Origin of the sequence: Halomonas sp. HP20-15, assembly GCF_033446685.1 — a bacterium.
Lineage (GTDB): Bacteria > Pseudomonadota > Gammaproteobacteria > Pseudomonadales > Halomonadaceae > Modicisalibacter.
Genome location: NZ_JAWQLY010000001.1, coordinates 239,027 through 254,437, shown reverse-complemented (window position 1 = coordinate 254,437; position 15,411 = coordinate 239,027). Strand labels below are relative to the sequence as shown.

Genomic DNA, 15,411 nt, shown 5'->3' with positions numbered 1-15,411 from the left:
CAAGAGAGATAGACGTCATGTGGAGTCGAGACAAACAGCGCATGCCTACGCCGGACCAGGCCCTGCCGGGGCGCGACCAGGCGATGGCGATCAGTGGCGTTCACGCCGTCACGCAGCACTCGATGCTACCGCCTTTCCCGGCCGGTCACGAGGAGATCGTGCTCGGCCTGGGCTGCTTCTGGGGCGCCGAGCAACTGTTCTGGGAGTTGCCCGGGGTCCATGTCACGGCGGTGGGCTATGCCGGGGGCTACACGCCCAACCCGAGCTATGAGGAGACCTGCACCGGCATGACCGGGCATGCCGAAGTGGTCAGGGTGGTCTTCGAGCCGACCGTGATCGGCCTGCCCGAATTGCTGCAGGTGTTCTGGGAGGCCCACGATCCCACCCAGGGGCTGCGTCAGGGCAACGACATCGGCAGTCAGTATCGCTCGGCGATCTACACCACCGACGCTGATCAGCAGGCGATCGCCGAGCAGAGCCGGGCGCGTTATCAGCAGGCCCTGGATAGCGAGAACATGGGGCCGATCACCACCGAGATCGCGCCGCTCAAGGCGTTCTACTATGCCGAGGAGTACCACCAGCAATACCTGATGAAGAATCCCGGTGGCTACTGCGGGCTCAAGGGGACTGGGGTGAGCTGTCCGATCGGCTGACAGGCAAAGAGACGGTTACGAGCGGCTGGCCTCGGTCCTGGCGGGGGCCGGAAGGCTCGCCCAATCCTTGAGCTGGCGACCCACGCGATCGGTCAGCCAGGGATTCAGCCGACCATTGCGCATTTCGATGAAACCGACGTGGCCGCCCTGGCGGGCGAGTTCGATACGCACGGCATCGCTGGCTGCCGGTAGCCGCGAGAACAGATCGCCCGGCATGAAGGGGTCGTCGTCGGCGTGCAGGATCAGCATCGGTAGCTCGATATCACCGAGCAACCGACCGGCCGAGGCGCGGCGATAGTAGTCGCTGGCCGAAGCGAATCCATGCAGTGGGGCGGTGACTTCGTTGTCGTAGGCCCAGAAGCTGTCGAGGCGTTCGAGCTGATGGGCGGCGAGACGGATCGGCAGCGGACCGCTGGCCATCTTGGTGGCGATCTTGTTCTTGAGCGTCTTTAGCAGGTGACGCTGGTAGAACCGGGCAAAGCCGCAGTTCAGGGCATCGGCGCTGGCGGCCAGGTCGAGCGGCGCGCTGATGACGATGGCACCGGCCAGGTCGAGCCCGTCGCCGCCCTGTTCGGCGACCAGCTTGGCCAGCATGTTGCCGCCCAGCGAAACGCCGGCGGCGACCTTGATGGCGCGTGGATAGCGCAGCGCCAGTTGGCCGATCAACCAGTAGGCATCGGCGGTATCGCCGGAATGGTAGGCCCGCGGCAGGCGATTGGGTGCCTGCCCGCAGCCGCGATAGTGCATGAGCAGCGCCCGCCAGCCAAGGCGGCTGGCCATGCCCAGCAGATCGCGGGCGTAGGGGGAGTCGAACGAGCCCTCGAGGCCATGGAACAGGATGAACAGCGGTGCGTCGTCGGCGAGCGGGGCAGGGCGAGCCCACGCCAGTTCGACGAAATCGCCGTCGGGCAGGTTGAGAATCTCGATGTCGCGTTCCAGCGCCGCAAGCGGCCGCATGCGCGGCAGCAGAGTCTGGACGTGGCGGTTGCCCAGACCGCGCGCGGCGGTAAAAGTGGCTGGAACGATGGTGCGTGCCATGATGACCGCTTCCCTAGGATCGCTTCTCCAGCATATCCCGACCACGGCTGCTTACAAGCCGTCGATAGCAGGCCTTTAGACTTTTTTGTGCCCGCCATCCCCGGCGGGCACCTTCGGCCGTCGCCGGGGCGACGTCAAAAATCGTTCCCGACGATTTTCTAATCGCGCGTCAGATTGATCGGCCCACCATGGCCGATGGCGATGTTGTCCTCGATGCGAATGCCGCCATGCGGCGCCAACCGCGCGATACCGGTCCAATCGATGCTGCGTCCTGCCGGTCGGTCGCGCAGCGGTTCCAGCAGCATGGGGATCACGTAGAGCCCGGGTTCCATGGTGACCACCATGCCGGCTTCCAGGGTGCGTGTCAGGCGCAGCGCCGGGTCGCGCTCGGGAGCGGGCAGCGGCCCGCCGCTGGAATCTCGCCGCCCGGCGACGTCGTGCACCTGCAGACCCAGCGAATGGCCCAGTCCGTGGGGGCAGAAAGCCCGAGTAATGCCGCTTTCGACTGCCGCCTCGGGGGAGCACTCGATCAGCGCCTGCGCGTTCAGCAGGCGACCCAGTTCGAGATGCATCTGCTCGTGCAGGGCGACGTAGTCCAGCCCCGGACGCAACTCGGCGATCAGCCGTTGCTGAAACTGCTCGACGCCTTCGATCAACGCCGCGAACTGGGGATCGGCGTCACTACCGGCCCAGGTACGGGTGATGTCCGAGGCATAGCCGGCGACGCGTCGTCCGGCGTCGAGGAGCAGGCTATGACGACGCGGTGCCGCCTCGATGTCGTAATGCTGATAGTGCAGCACTCCGGCATGCTCATTGAGACCAACGATGTTCTGATACGGCACTTGCGACTCGCGCTGACGGCTGGCCTTGAGGTAGGCAAGCTGGATGTCGAGCTCGGCGGCGCCGGCGTCGAAGGCCTGGCGGGCCGCTTCATGGCCGGCCAGCGCCAGCCGATTGGCCTCGCGCAGGCAGGCGATCTCGTAATCGCTCTTGCGAACGCGCAACTCATCGAGCGCCTGGCAGAGCGCCGGCGGGTTGAGCGCCGCTCCCAGCCGTTCGGCGGTGTCGGCGTCGACCTCGCCGACGATGGCCAGCCGACCCCGGGGGAGCTGCGGCGGCGCAGTCTCGGCGGTGGTCTCGATGGCGAAGCGCCGGCTCCAGGCGGCCTCCGGCAGCGACGGAGTGAGGTGCCAGAAGTCGGCCGGGGCATGAAAGCGCAGCAACGGCCGCTGTCCAGGACGGATCAGCAGCCAGCTGTGCTCGATGCCGGCGAGCGGCACCCAGTGCAGGAAGTGCGCGAAGGTCGCGAAGCTGGCTTGCTGGTCGTCGCCGAAGAAGTGCCGTGGTGCGCCGCTATAAAGCAATACGCCATCGTAGCCCTGGGCCTCGAGCAGTCGGGCGTAGGCGTTTTCCAGGCCCTCGAGATGGGCATCGTGCTGGGCGTCGAGACGCGTAGCGTTCATGACGGAGTCTCCTGTAGTTGTTGCCACAATTCATCGAGGCCGGGATGGCGGTGTGCTCGGCGCCGATAGAGGCGAACCTCGAGCGGAACGTTCCAGCGCGCGGGCCCGGCTAGAACCAGCTCGCCGGAATCCAAGGCGCGTTGGGCGACGCGCTGGGGCAACCAGCCGAGCCCATAGCCCTGTATCACCAGCTCCTTGATGTTGGCGGTCTGCACGTTCTCGTTGAGCGTGCTCAGATAGCATTGTTGAGTGAGGCGCATCAGGTGCGCTTCGATGACCTTCTGGATCAGCCCGCGCGGGTGATAAGCGATGCACGGCAACGGCTGGCGGCGCTGGCCGGGCAGCGCGAAGCGCGGCTGGCCGCTGTCGTCGGGCGCGCAGACCGGCACCAGTATCTCCGTGTCGATGGGCAGGTATTCGAAGCCGCTGGTATCGACATCCAGCGCTACCGTCTGGCGAGGCCAGTAGCACAGCGCAAGATCGCACTCGTCGCGATCCAGGGCCTGGAAGTAATCGCTCAGCAGCCAGCTGGTGGCGCGCAGGTAGGGCTCGACACGCTGTTGCAGACCATGCTGGTTCAGCCAGTTGGGCAGGATGTAGGACAGCACGCTCTGGGGGGCGGCGATCACGATACGCCGAGCCTGGTCGTCGACGATCTGGCCGATACGCTCGCGAGTCAGCCGCACCCGCTCGGTGATCTGCTCGCACAGGCGCAGAAACTCCTCACCGGCCGGGGTCAGCGTGAGCGGCAGGGTCTGGCGGTCGACGAGCGTGGTGCCCATCTCTTCTTCGAGCAGTTTGATGCGTCGCGAAAAGGTCGGCTGGGTGACGTTCTGTGCTTCGGCGGCCCGCGAGAAATGACGCGTCTTGGCCAACGTGATGAAGTCTTCCAACCAGCGAATCTCCATCGATTACCTCGTTTGCTAGCACGCGTGTTGAGTCGACGGGACAGGGCAGGCAGGGACCTGCGCTAATGACAGCGCCTGTCCCGAGCGAGCCGGGGCAGGCGCTGATTGTGCCATGTCGACACGCGTTGCCATAGCGAACGGCTTATATACGTCCCTCTTCGACACCATGACAAGCCACTTGGCTGCCCTGGGACTCGATCAGTTGCGGTATTTCGCGCCGGCAACGTTCGTTGGCGTGCGGGCAGCGGCCGTGGAATACGCAGCCCGACGGCAGGTTGACCGGCGTCGGCACTTCGCCGGAAAGCTTGATGTGATCGGGGCCGTCGTCCTCGAGGCGCGGTATCGCCGACAGCAGCGCCTGGGTGTAGGGGTGACGCGGACTGTCGAACAGCGAGCGGGTTTCGGCCACTTCGCAGACGCGCCCCAGGTACATCACCACCACGCGGGTACCGAAGTGCTCGACCACCGCCAGGTCATGGGTGATGAACAGGTAGGTGAGGTGATGGGCTTCCTGGGCGTCCATCAGCAGGTTGAGCACCTGCGCCTGGATCGACACGTCGAGCGCCGAGATCGGTTCGTCGGCGACGATGAACTCGGGCTCCACTGCCAGCGCCCGGGCGATGGCGATGCGCTGACGCTGGCCGCCCGAAAACTCGTGGCCGAAGCGCTTGCCCCATTCCGGATCGATGCCTACCGAAGCCATCACCTCGCCGATCTTGTCGAGGATCTGCTGGCGACTCCAGTCGGGATGGTGAAAGCGCAGCGGTTCCTCGAGCGTCTGCTGGATGCTCATGCGCGGGTTCAGCGAGGCATAGGGGTTCTGGAAGATCATCTGCATGCGCCGACGATAGGGCAGCAGCTGGCGTGGGCTGAGATCGTCGATGCGCTGGCCGTCGTAGCGGATCTCGCCGGCGCTGGGATGCAACAGCCCCATCACCATGCGCGCCACCGTGGACTTGCCGCAGCCGGACTCGCCGACCACGCACAACGTCTCGCCACGCTTGACGTCGATGTCGACGCCATTGATGGCGTGCACGAATTCCTGTCGACGCTTCAGCTTGCCGCCCTCGAAACGCAACTGCTCGAGGAAGTCGCCGGATAGCGGAAAGTGCTTTTCGAGACCGCGAATCTGGAGCAGCGTTTCGCCGGCCTGCGCCGAGTCAGCGGTGGGACGCTGGGATGGTTGCATGACCTCGCTCATAGGGCCTCCCGTTGTTCGCTGGGGCCGTTTTCGCTCGCGTCACGCTCAGCCGGACGCGGCTCGACCAGTTCACGCACCATGTGGCAGGCGACGTCACAATTGCCCGACCGCACGAACGCCGGGATCACCTCGCGACAATCGCGCCGGCGTTCGCCGCTGGCGTCGACCGAAAAGCTGCAGCGCGGGTGAAAGGCGCAGCCGGGCGGGGTATTGGCCAGGCTGGGCATCGAGCCGGGGATCTGGTTGAGCCGCTGCCCGGGGGTGGCCATCTGCGGCAGGGCATTGATCAGCCCCTGGGTGTAGGGGTGCTGCGCGTCGTTGATGATCTCGCGGGTCGGCCCCTGCTCGATCACTCGGCCGGCGTACATCACCAGCGTGCGCTGGGTGACCTGGCTGACCACGCCCAGGTCGTGGGTGATCAGGATCAGCGCCACGTTGTGCTTCTCGCACAATTCCAGCAGCAGTTCCATGATCTCCGCCTGGATGGTCACGTCGAGTGCGGTGGTCGGCTCGTCGGCAACGATCACGTCGGGATCGAGCAGCAGGGCGATGGCGATGATGATGCGTTGCCGCATGCCGCCGGAAAGCTCGTGCGGGTACTGGTCCAGACGCCGCTCCGGCGAGGGAATGTAGACCTGGCGCAGCTTGTTGAGCGCGATCTCGCGGGCATCGCGACTGCGGATGCGGCGGTGGGCCTTGAGGCATTCGATCATCTGCTCGCCGATGGTCAGCACCGGATTGAGCGTCATCATCGGATCCTGGAAGATCATCGAGATCTGATTGCCGCGAACCTGCTGCAGCTGCCGCGGCTTCATGGTGGTCAGCTCGCGACCGTCGAAACGGATGCTGCCGCCGGCGATGTAGCCCGGCTTGGCGATCAGGTTGAGAATGGTGAACGCGGCCACCGACTTGCCGGCGCCGGACTCGCCGACGATCCCCAGGCGCTCACCGCGATCCAGCGAGAAGCTGACGCCGCGTAGTGCCTTGACTTCGCCCTGGCGCAGGGCGAAGCGCACATCGAGATTGGAAACTTCGAGTAAAGCCATGCGATCAGCCCTTGTAGAGTCGCGGATTCATGACGTCGCGCAGCCAGTCGCCGAGCAGGTTGATCACTAGCACCAGCACCACCAGCACGGCACCGGGTATCAGCGTGATCCACCAGGATCCCGACTGCAGGTAGTCGAAGCCGGACTTGATCAGCGAGCCCAGCGACGGCTGGGTTTCGGGCATGCCCAGGCCGAGGAACGACAGCGCGGCTTCCGAGATGATGGCGTTGGCGATCTGCACGGTCGAGATGACGAAGATCGGCGACAGGGTATTGGGCAGGATGTGCCGGAACATGATGCGCTTGGCGCGAAAACCCATCACCCGTGCGGCATCGACGTACTCCTTGCTGCGCTCGGCGAGCACCGAGGCGCGTACCGTGCGCGCATATTGCGGCCATTCGGCGAGACCGATGATCAACACCAGAATGAACACTGCGTACTCACTGTAGATGGCGCCGCCGAAACTGGCCTTGATTACCGCACCGACGATGATCGCCACCATCAGCGTGGAAAACGACAGCTGGATATCGGCCATGCGCATTAGGAAGGCATCGACGCGTCCGCCGAGGTAGCCCGCGAGCAGACCGAAAGTCACTCCGAGCAGGGCCTGCATGATCACCGCGCCGAAGCCGATGATCAGCGATACGCGGGCACCGTAGAGGATCGTCGAGAGCAGGTCACGGCCCTGGGCGTCGGTGCCCAGCAGGTATTGGGGATCGCTGCCATCGATCCAGAACGGTGGCAGCTCGGAGGCGAGAATGTCGATCTGCGCCAGGTCGTAGGGGTTCATCGGCGAAAGCCACGGCGCCAGGATCGCTGCCGCCACTAGCAGAACGAAGACGACGAAGCAGACCTGGGCGATCCAGTCCCGCTTGAAACTGTAGAGCAGATAGGAACTGCGAAAGCGCGCCCAGCGAGAGGGGGCCGGGGACGAAGTCGAGGCGGTAGTCATGCGGGCTTCCCTGTGAGTTTCACGGTGGGATTGACCAGGCCGTAGATCAGGTCGACCAACGTATTGGTGATCACGAAAATCAGCCCGACGATCATCAGGTAGGTGACGATCAGCGGGATGTCGGAGCGCTCGATGGCATCGAGGAACATCAGCCCCACACCCGGCCATTGGAAGACCGTTTCGGTGAGGATGGTGTAGGCGACCAGCGTACCGATCTGCACGCCGCCCACGGTGATCACCGGCAGCATGGTGTTCTTCAACGCATGCAGGAAGTAGATGCGGCGCATGCTGATGCCCTTGGCCTTGGCGAACTTGACGTACTCGGACTGCAGTACCTCGAGCATTTCGGCACGGATCAGGCGAATGAACAGCGGCAGCATGATCGAGGCCAGCGATATCGCCGGCAATACCAGATAGGTCAAGCCCTCCAGCGAGGCGAAATTGGTATTCCAGGTGCCGATCACGTGAACCACGTCGCCGCGCCCATAGGCGGGCATGCCACCGTCGGTCGACAGGACACCGTTGAGCCAACTGCCCCAACCGGTATCGGCTGGAAAGGGCGTAACCTGCACGCCGATGGCAAATATCTGGATCAGCACGATGGCGGTCAGGAACACCGGAATCGAAATGCCGACGATCGAAATTCCCATGAACAACCGCGATAACGGCGAGCGTGGTTTGATGGCGCTGTAGACACCGATCGGCACCGACAGCAGCATGATGAGCAGCGTCGTGGCGAACACCAGCTCAAGCGTCGCCGGCAGGTGGCGCAGAACGACGTCGATGGTCGGCTCGCCATAAAAGTAGGAGTAGCCGAAGTCGAAGTGCGTGGCATTCTTGGCGAAGCGCAGGTATTGCACCATGAACGGGTCGTTGAGGCCCAGTTCCTCGCGTAATTCGGCGCGTTCACTCTCGGGCACCGACTGACCGACCATCTGCTGGATGGGGTCGCCGAGGTTGTCCTGGATGGCGAAGCTGATCACGCTGATGATGAACATCACCAGGAAGGCGTGAAACAGGCGCTTGATCAGAAAGGCAATCATGGATTGCGGGTCCTGTCGGCAGACGAAAGGCGCCCGCGCGGTCATCGACCGTCAGGACGCGCTTCCTTGGCATGAGTTTCGAAACGGCTGCCCCTCGCCGACTTGGCACCGGCGAGGGGCGGGTGGGTACGGCTTATTCCGGCTTGACGACCACGTCACCCAGGTAGGGGAAGTTCATGACGTTGAGAACCGGTTCGATCTGAACGTTTGTATCGGCGGCCCAGGCCAGATCCTGCCAGTGCAGCGGGATAAAGGCGGCATCGTCGTAGAGTCCCTTTTCCACCGCCTGGAGCATCTTGGCGCGCTTCTCGCGATCGGTCTCGAGGTTGGCCTCGGCGACCTTCTCGTCGAGTTCGGGGTTGCAGTAGTTGCCGGAGTTGTACTGGCCGGCGCCGGTGTCGGCGTTGGGACATTCGGTCAGGTACTGGAAGAAGTTCGCCGAGTCCTCGGTGTCGGCGTGCCAGCCGATCAGCATCATATCCGCGGCACGGTCGTCGAACTCGGACCAGTACTGCGCCTTGGGCAGCGTCTTCAGATCCACCTTGACGTTGATCCGCGCCAGCATGGCCGATACGGCCTGAGCGATCTGCGCGTCGTTCACGTAGCGGTTGTTGGGCGCCATCATGGTGATGCTGAAACCGTCCTCGTAGCCGGCTTCCTTCATCAACTGCTTGGCTTTCTCCAGGTCGTAACGCGGCTTCAGATCCGGGTTATGACCGTCGTAGCCTTCCGGCGAGAGCTGCGCGGCCGGCGTGGCGAAGCCTTTCATCAGGCGATCGGCGATCGCTTCCTGATTGACGGCATAGGCGAAGGCCTGGCGGACCTTGGGATCCTTGAAGGCTTCGACGCGCTTCTGGTTCATCTGCATCATGATGATGCGGGTACCCGACATGGTTACCAGCTTGACGTCGTCGGCCGCGCGGACCCGCTCCAGATCGTTGGGCGGCACCGGGGCGATGAAGTCGACGTCGCCGGAGAGCAGGGCGGCCACGCGGGTAGCGTTCTCGCTGATCGGGGTCATCACGATGTGATCGACGTTGCCCGGCGACTGCTTATCCCAGTAGTCGTCGAAGCGCTCGAAATCGATCTTGACGCCCTGCTGCCTTTCGGTGACCTGGTAGGGGCCGGTGCCCGATACGTTGCGAGAGGCGAAGGAGTTGCCGTTCTTGACGATCTCGCTCTTGTCCTTGCCATTGTCGGTCTTGCCGGAATAAAACTCGCTATCCATCGGGAAGATGTAGGTCGCGAGGTTGAGCAGCAGCGGATAGGGCTTCTTGGTGTGGAACTTGACGGTGTGCTCGTCGACCACTTCGACGCTGTCGATCGGCTCGAAGATCGCCTTGAAGTCGGCACTGCGCTTCAGGCGCTCGACGGTCCAGGCGACATCCTTGGCGGTGAAGGGGTTGCCGCTATGGAACTTGACGCCTTCGCGAAGCTTGATCTGCAGCGTGGTGTCGTCGAGCTGTTCCCATTCGGTGGCCAGGCGCGGCTCGAATTCAAAATCCTGCGTCCAGCGGACCAGGGGATCGAAAACCAGATGGGAGAGTTGCAGCATGCCGCCGGAAAGCTGCTCGTGAATGTCCAGCGACACCGGATCGGCATCGTAGGCGACGCGCAATGTGACGTCTTTGCCGTCACCAGTCACGTCTTGGGCGATTGCCGCCATGGGCAGGCTCAGCGAGGCACCCACCAGGGTGGCAAGCAGTGTTTTCTTGAAAATCATGTCAAAACCCGAAATGGTTGATTGTTCGTTGTATGACCCTTGGGTCCCCGTATCACCATAGAGAGCGGGGCGGGGCGGGACAATCGAAAAACTGACAGGCGCCATACGCGTCGCGTATGGCGCCTATGTTCGATGTTGCCCGCCACCCCGCTCGGCGATGCTTTAGCGTCCGCCTGAGTATGGCCTGCTCAGTCAGTCGACGGCGCCGGCTCGACGCGGTCGACCCGGTATAGTTGCGAGACCTGGTTGAGGCCCTCGATCGTGCATTCGAGATCGGTGACGCGCCCATCGCTGAGACCGTAGACCCAGCCATGAACGGCGAGCGATTGGCCACGCAGCCAGGCGCGCTGAATGATCTTGGTCTGGCACAGGTTGGCGACCTGGGCGCGAACGTTGAGCTCGCACATGCGATCGACCTGGGTATCGAGCGGCAGCTCCTTGAGGTTGTCGCGATGGCGGCTGTAGAGCTCGCGTATCGAGTGCAGCCAATAGTCGACCATGCCGAATTCACCGCCGGTAATCGCCGCCTTGACGCCGCCGCAACCGTAGTGGCCGACCACCATGATATGCCTGACCTCGAGTACGTCGACGGCGAACTGGACCACCGACAAGGCGTTCATGTCATTGTGCTGGAGAAGGTTGGCTACGTTACGGTGGACGAAGACTTCGCCGGGGGGGAGATCGATGATCTGGTTGGCGGGGACCCGGCTGTCCGAGCAGCCGATCCATAGATAGTCCGGGTTCTGCTGTTGCGACAGGCGTGCGAAGAAATCCGGGTCCTGGCGACGCACGTTCTCTGCCCACTCGCGGTTGCGTTCCAGCAGACGCTTCATTTCGGTTTTCATATAGGGGACTCCTTATGGTCAGACCGCTCGGCGACTAGCATTCTTTATCAACGACATAGAGAGGGTCAATGGCAAGGGCCTCCCGGCAGGCCGACACGGCTGTTATCATCGCCGCCAATAAGTAAACAGGAGAGGAAGCAAGTGGCTGAGTTCGATTACGATCTGTTCGTCATCGGCGCCGGCTCGGGGGGCGTACGTGCCGCACGTACCGCCGCCGCGACCGGTGCCCGAGTTGCCATCGCCGAGGACCGCTATCTCGGGGGCACCTGCGTCAACGTGGGTTGCGTACCCAAGAAGCTCTATTCTTACGCCGCGCACTTTCATGAAGCCTTCGAGGACAGTGCCGGTTTCGGTTGGCAATTGCCCGGGGCGCCGCGCTTCGATTGGGCCACCCTGCGTGACAACAAGATCGACGAAATCAAGCGCCTCAACGGCATCTACAACCGGCTGCTCGATAACGCCGGAGTGACGCTGATCAATGCACGCGCCAAGGTCGTCGACGGCCACCGCGTCGAGGTCAACGGCGAGACGGTGAGTGCCGAGAAGATCCTGGTTGCGGTCGGCGGCTGGCCGTGGATTCCCGACTTTCCCGGCAACGAGCACGTGCTCGATTCCAACCGGGTATTCGATCTCGACGAATTTCCCAAGCGTTTCCTGGTCTTGGGCGGCGGTTACATCGCCGTCGAGTTCGCCAGCATCTTCAATGGCCTGGGCAGCGAATCGCACCTGGTCTATCGCGGTGCGCTGTTCCTGCGCGGCTTCGATCATGAAGTCCGCGAATTCACCCGCGACGAGATGGCCAAGAAGGGCGTCAACCTGCATTTCGAAACCACCATCGAGGCCATCGAGAAGCAGGGCGAGGTGTTGCAGGTGACGCTGACCAACGGCGAGACCCTGGAAGTCGACGCCGTGCTCGCGGCGACCGGTCGCCGCCCGCATTTGGCCGGCCTGGGGCTGGACGCACTCGATGTCGCCCTCAACCCCGATGGTACGCTCAAGGTCAACGAACGCTACGAGACGTCGGTTCCTTCGATACTCGCGCTCGGCGACGTCACCGGTGGCCCCGAACTGACCCCCGTGGCGCTGGCCGAGGCCATGCACATGGTTCAGCACCATTTCACCTCGAATCCGCCGGGACCGCTGGACTATCGCAACATTGCCACGGCGGTGTTCTGCCACCCCAACATCGGCACCGTGGGACTCAGCGAGGAGGAGGCGCGCGCCGAGTTCGACGAGGTACGCATCTATACCGCCGACTTCCGTCCCATGAAGCACACGCTCTCGGGAAGCGATGAGCGCTGCCTGATGAAACTGGTCGTCGACGACACCAGCGACCGTGTCGTGGGCGCGCACATGGTCGGCGAGGAAGCGGGCGAGGTCATCCAAGGCATCGCCATCGCCGTGCGCGCCGGATTGAGCAAGACCGATTTCGACGCCACGGTCGGTATTCATCCGACCGGCGCCGAGGAGTTCGTCACCATGCGCACCCCCAGCCGGCGCTGATGCGAAGACGGGCGCGAAGTGTGAAGGCGCCTGTCGGCTAAAGAACCGGTTAAAGACGTATGTTCAAGCACAGGCCACCCACGGGTGGCCTGTGCTTTTTGCAGCATCGTCAATTCCGCATGAGGCGTTCGGAGCACTCGCTGGATTCATCGACCGATAACAGCGCGTGATTGGTCTAGACTTGCAGTAGCGAATTATTTGACCAATTAATAACTATCCATTATGGAGTGCGCCCCAAGTAATAACCGGTTCTTTGATTTATCCCTAAGTGCCTGTTAAAATTCTTCCAAATTCGCAACGGCGAACCGAACTCATGAACATGACAACGCAGCCTTTCATCCCCTCGGCCGACCTGGCGAAACCCAGTGTTGCCGATGCCATAGTGGGTCATGATCACAACCCGTTGTTCATTCGCAAACCCACCACTGACGATGGCTGGGGTATCTACGAACTCGTCAAGTCCTGCCCGCCGCTCGACGTCAATTCCGCCTACGCCTATCTGCTGTTGGCGACCCAGTTTCGTGATAGCTGTGCCGTTGCCACGGATGAAGAGGGCGAGGTGGTCGGCTTCGTCTCGGGTTACCCCAAGCGCAACGCGCCGGATACCTATTTCCTGTGGCAGGTCGCCGTCGGTGAGAAGGCGCGTGGCACGGGCCTGGCCCGGCGCCTAGTCGAGGCCGTGATGCGCCGCCCGCAAATGGCTCAGGTGCGGCACATGGAAACCACCATCACGCCGGATAATCAGGCATCGTGGGGATTGTTCAAACGCCTCGCCGATCGCTGGCAGGCGCCGCTGAACAGCCGAGAGTACTTTTCCACCGACCAGCTCGGTGGCGAGCACGATCCGGAAAACCTCGTGCGTATCGGGCCCTTCGATCCTGAACGCATCTAATCGCGCCCGGTTGCCGACGGGCCATGTTTCTACTGACGTCACCGCTCTAGACGCCATGTCATCGCGCGTCGCTCTTCCTATTCTCTATCGACCCGGAGGTCGTAATGCAGACACAGATTCTCGAACGCATGGAATCCGAAGTCAGGACCTATTCGCGCTCTTTCCCGGTGGTTTTCACCAAGGCGCAGAATGCCCGCCTGACCGATGAAAGCGGCCGTGAATACATCGATTTCCTGGCCGGTGCCGGCACGCTCAATTATGGGCACAACAACCCGCACATCAAGCAGGCGTTGGTCGACTACCTGGCCTCAGACGGCATCGTCCATGGCCTGGATTTCTGGACCGCCGCCAAGCGCGACTACCTCGAGACCCTCGAGGAGGTGATCCTCAAGCCCCGCGGGCTCGACTACAAGGTGCATCTCCCGGGACCGACCGGCACCAACGCCGTCGAGGCGGCGATCCGTCTGGCACGGGTGGCCAAAGGACGTCACAACATCGTCACCTTCACCAACGGCTTCCACGGCGTGACCATGGGCGCGCTGGCCACTACCGGTAACCGCAAGTTCCGCGAGGCGACCGGCGGCATTCCCACGCAAGGCGCTTCCTTCCTGCCATTCGACGGTTACATGGGCGAGGCGACCGATACGCTGGATTACTTCGAGAAGCTGCTGGGCGACAAGTCCGGGGGTCTCGATACGCCGGCAGGCGTGATCATCGAGACGGTGCAGGGCGAGGGCGGCATCAACGTTGCCGGCCTCGAGTGGCTAAAGCGTCTGGAGAGCATCTGCCGAGCCAACGATATCCTACTGATCATCGACGACATCCAGGCGGGTTGCGGGCGTACCGGCAAGTTCTTCAGCTTCGAGCATGCCGGCATCAAGCCCGACATCGTCACCAATTCCAAATCGCTGTCCGGCTATGGCTTGCCGTTCGCGCATGTGCTGATGCGCCCCGAGCTCGACAAGTGGAAGCCCGGCCAGTACAACGGCACGTTCCGCGGCTTCAATCTGGCCTTCACGACCGCCGCCGCCGCCATGCGCAAGTATTGGAGCGACGACGTCTTCGAGCGTGACGTTCAGCGCAAGGGTCGGATCGTCGAAGAGCGCTTCCAGAAAATCGCCGCCTGGCTGGGCGAGCAGGGCATCGAGGCCAGCGAGCGTGGCCGCGGCCTGATGCGCGGCATCGATGTGGGCAGCGGCGACATCGCCGACAAGATCACCCACAAGGCGTTCGAGAACGGTCTTATCATCGAAACCAGTGGCCAGGATGGCGAAGTGGTCAAGTGCCTGTGCCCGCTGACGATTACCGACGAGGATCTGCTCGAAGGTCTGGATATTCTGGAATCAAGTACCCACCAGGCCTTCAGCTGATACTCTGGAGTCACCATCGCGCCGCTCGCAGCGAGTTGGCGAATGGTGACTCAGTCACCCGTCGACACCCAGTCGGCTTGTCATACCAAGGAGATCACTATGATCGTTCGCAATCTCGAGGAAGCGCGCCAGACCGACCGGCTGGTTACCGCAGCGAATGGCAACTGGGACAGCACGCGGTTGTCGCTGGCCGATGACGGCGGCAAATGCTCATTCCACATCACACGGATCTTCGGTGGCACCGAGACCCATATCCACTACAAGCATCACTTCGAAGCGGTCTATTGCATCGAAGGCAAGGGTGAAGTCGAGACGCTGGCCGACGGCAAGATCTGGCCGATCGGTCCGGGCGACATATACATTCTCGACCAGCACGACGATCACATGCTGCGCGCATCGGAAACATTGGTGCTGGCCTGTGTCTTCACTCCGGGCTTGACCGGCAAGGAAGACCATCGTCCCGATGGCTCCTATGCGCCGTCCGAAGAGCTCTGAACCTGGCTCGCCAACGGTTATAGACGATAGCTACACGAGACGGCTCCGTAACAGACGGGGCCGTCTTGTTTCGTACCTGCAGCCATCTCATGAGCGCAAGCCTGAATTCGCATAATATATATTATGTTAAATCAGTGATGCGGATCATTCGATTCGTTCGTTATCACGCCTTTTGCCGCTCTTGTCGTGCAGTCGTCTCCTTCCCTGTTTGATCTTATGCGCGTTGATACTTGCGACTTCCGACTACTGGCTTTCGGGATGCGTTACTCGCATGATACG

General features: G+C 62.6%; 14 protein-coding genes. 5 read left to right on the top strand and 9 right to left on the bottom strand.

Going from position 1 to position 15,411, the window contains the following annotated elements:
- Nucleotides 1–17 precede the first annotated feature (17 nt).
- On the top strand, nucleotides 18–653 hold the full coding sequence (gene msrA, locus R6258_RS01240; protein WP_318446444.1) for a peptide-methionine (S)-S-oxide reductase MsrA: 636 nt from the start codon (nucleotides 18–20) through the stop codon (nucleotides 651–653).
- A gap of 15 nt (nucleotides 654–668) precedes the next feature.
- Here msrA and R6258_RS01235 read toward each other — a convergent pair whose 3' ends face one another.
- The 9 genes from R6258_RS01235 to can form a co-directional block, all read right to left on the bottom strand.
- The gene (locus tag R6258_RS01235) at nucleotides 669–1,691 is read right to left on the bottom strand and encodes a hydrolase (RefSeq protein WP_318446442.1); all 1,023 of its coding nucleotides are present in this window, start codon (nucleotides 1,689–1,691) and stop codon (nucleotides 669–671) included.
- Between the two features lie 158 nt (nucleotides 1,692–1,849).
- Nucleotides 1,850–3,154 carry a Xaa-Pro dipeptidase gene (pepQ, locus tag R6258_RS01230; RefSeq protein ID WP_318446441.1) on the bottom strand — a complete coding sequence of 435 codons (1,305 nt, stop codon included), beginning with the start codon at nucleotides 3,152–3,154 and terminating at the stop codon, nucleotides 1,850–1,852.
- A complete protein-coding gene (locus tag R6258_RS01225; RefSeq protein ID WP_318446439.1) occupies nucleotides 3,151–4,062 on the bottom strand; it encodes a LysR family transcriptional regulator in 912 nt (303 codons plus the stop codon). The genes pepQ and R6258_RS01225 overlap by 4 nt, the downstream gene beginning before the upstream one ends.
- A gap of 142 nt (nucleotides 4,063–4,204) precedes the next feature.
- Entirely contained in the window at nucleotides 4,205–5,263 is a 1,059-nt protein-coding gene (locus tag R6258_RS01220) for an oligopeptide/dipeptide ABC transporter ATP-binding protein (protein WP_318446437.1), read from the bottom strand.
- Entirely contained in the window at nucleotides 5,260–6,309 is a 1,050-nt protein-coding gene (locus tag R6258_RS01215; RefSeq protein ID WP_318446435.1) for an ABC transporter ATP-binding protein, read from the bottom strand. Before R6258_RS01215 ends, R6258_RS01220 begins: the two co-directional genes overlap by 4 nt.
- Nucleotides 6,310–6,313: 4 nt before the next feature.
- Complete coding sequence (locus tag R6258_RS01210; RefSeq protein ID WP_318446433.1) at nucleotides 6,314–7,261, bottom strand: ABC transporter permease; 948 nt, start codon at nucleotides 7,259–7,261, stop codon at nucleotides 6,314–6,316.
- Entirely contained in the window at nucleotides 7,258–8,304 is a 1,047-nt protein-coding gene (locus R6258_RS01205) for an ABC transporter permease (RefSeq protein WP_318446431.1), read from the bottom strand. The genes R6258_RS01210 and R6258_RS01205 overlap by 4 nt, the downstream gene beginning before the upstream one ends.
- A gap of 133 nt (nucleotides 8,305–8,437) precedes the next feature.
- On the bottom strand, nucleotides 8,438–10,027 hold the full coding sequence (locus tag R6258_RS01200; protein WP_318446429.1) for an ABC transporter substrate-binding protein: 1,590 nt from the start codon (nucleotides 10,025–10,027) through the stop codon (nucleotides 8,438–8,440).
- A 188-nt stretch (nucleotides 10,028–10,215) separates the two neighbouring features.
- Entirely contained in the window at nucleotides 10,216–10,872 is a 657-nt protein-coding gene (gene can / locus R6258_RS01195; protein WP_318446427.1) for a carbonate dehydratase, read from the bottom strand.
- Between the two features lie 141 nt (nucleotides 10,873–11,013).
- Between can and gorA the strand changes: the two genes are divergently transcribed.
- From gorA to R6258_RS01175, 4 genes are all read left to right on the top strand, one after another.
- Nucleotides 11,014–12,375: a glutathione-disulfide reductase gene (gene gorA / locus R6258_RS01190; RefSeq protein ID WP_318446425.1), complete on the top strand. Its 1,362-nt coding sequence runs from the start codon at nucleotides 11,014–11,016 to the stop codon at nucleotides 12,373–12,375.
- 313 nt (nucleotides 12,376–12,688) lie between these two features.
- Nucleotides 12,689–13,267, top strand: a complete 579-nt coding sequence (ectA, locus tag R6258_RS01185) for a diaminobutyrate acetyltransferase (RefSeq protein ID WP_318446423.1) — start codon at nucleotides 12,689–12,691, stop codon at nucleotides 13,265–13,267.
- A gap of 104 nt (nucleotides 13,268–13,371) precedes the next feature.
- A complete protein-coding gene (gene ectB, locus R6258_RS01180) occupies nucleotides 13,372–14,637 on the top strand; it encodes a diaminobutyrate--2-oxoglutarate transaminase (RefSeq protein WP_318446421.1) in 1,266 nt (421 codons plus the stop codon).
- Nucleotides 14,638–14,736: 99 nt separating this feature from the next.
- Nucleotides 14,737–15,132, top strand: coding sequence for an ectoine synthase (locus tag R6258_RS01175; protein ID WP_318446415.1), 396 nt, complete (start codon nucleotides 14,737–14,739; stop codon nucleotides 15,130–15,132).
- Nucleotides 15,133–15,411: the final 279 nt, after the last annotated feature.

Bases quoted from the DNA above. Each gene is read 5' to 3' on its own strand.
- msrA (WP_318446444.1), top strand. From the start codon at position 18: ATGTGGAGTCGAGACAAACAGCGCATGCCTACGCCGGACCAGGCCCTG.
- R6258_RS01210 (WP_318446433.1), bottom strand. From the start codon at position 7,261: ATGACTACCGCCTCGACTTCGTCCCCGGCCCCCTCTCGCTGGGCGCGC.
- R6258_RS01235 (WP_318446442.1), bottom strand. From the start codon at position 1,691: ATGGCACGCACCATCGTTCCAGCCACTTTTACCGCCGCGCGCGGTCTG.
- R6258_RS01225 (WP_318446439.1), bottom strand. From the start codon at position 4,062: ATGGAGATTCGCTGGTTGGAAGACTTCATCACGTTGGCCAAGACGCGT.
- pepQ (WP_318446441.1), bottom strand. From the start codon at position 3,154: ATGAACGCTACGCGTCTCGACGCCCAGCACGATGCCCATCTCGAGGGC.
- R6258_RS01215 (WP_318446435.1), bottom strand. From the start codon at position 6,309: ATGGCTTTACTCGAAGTTTCCAATCTCGATGTGCGCTTCGCCCTGCGC.
- ectA (WP_318446423.1), top strand. From the start codon at position 12,689: ATGAACATGACAACGCAGCCTTTCATCCCCTCGGCCGACCTGGCGAAA.
- can (WP_318446427.1), bottom strand. From the start codon at position 10,872: ATGAAAACCGAAATGAAGCGTCTGCTGGAACGCAACCGCGAGTGGGCA.
- R6258_RS01220 (WP_318446437.1), bottom strand. From the start codon at position 5,263: ATGAGCGAGGTCATGCAACCATCCCAGCGTCCCACCGCTGACTCGGCG.
- R6258_RS01200 (WP_318446429.1), bottom strand. From the start codon at position 10,027: ATGATTTTCAAGAAAACACTGCTTGCCACCCTGGTGGGTGCCTCGCTG.
- R6258_RS01205 (WP_318446431.1), bottom strand. From the start codon at position 8,304: ATGATTGCCTTTCTGATCAAGCGCCTGTTTCACGCCTTCCTGGTGATG.
- ectB (WP_318446421.1), top strand. From the start codon at position 13,372: ATGCAGACACAGATTCTCGAACGCATGGAATCCGAAGTCAGGACCTAT.
- R6258_RS01175 (WP_318446415.1), top strand. From the start codon at position 14,737: ATGATCGTTCGCAATCTCGAGGAAGCGCGCCAGACCGACCGGCTGGTT.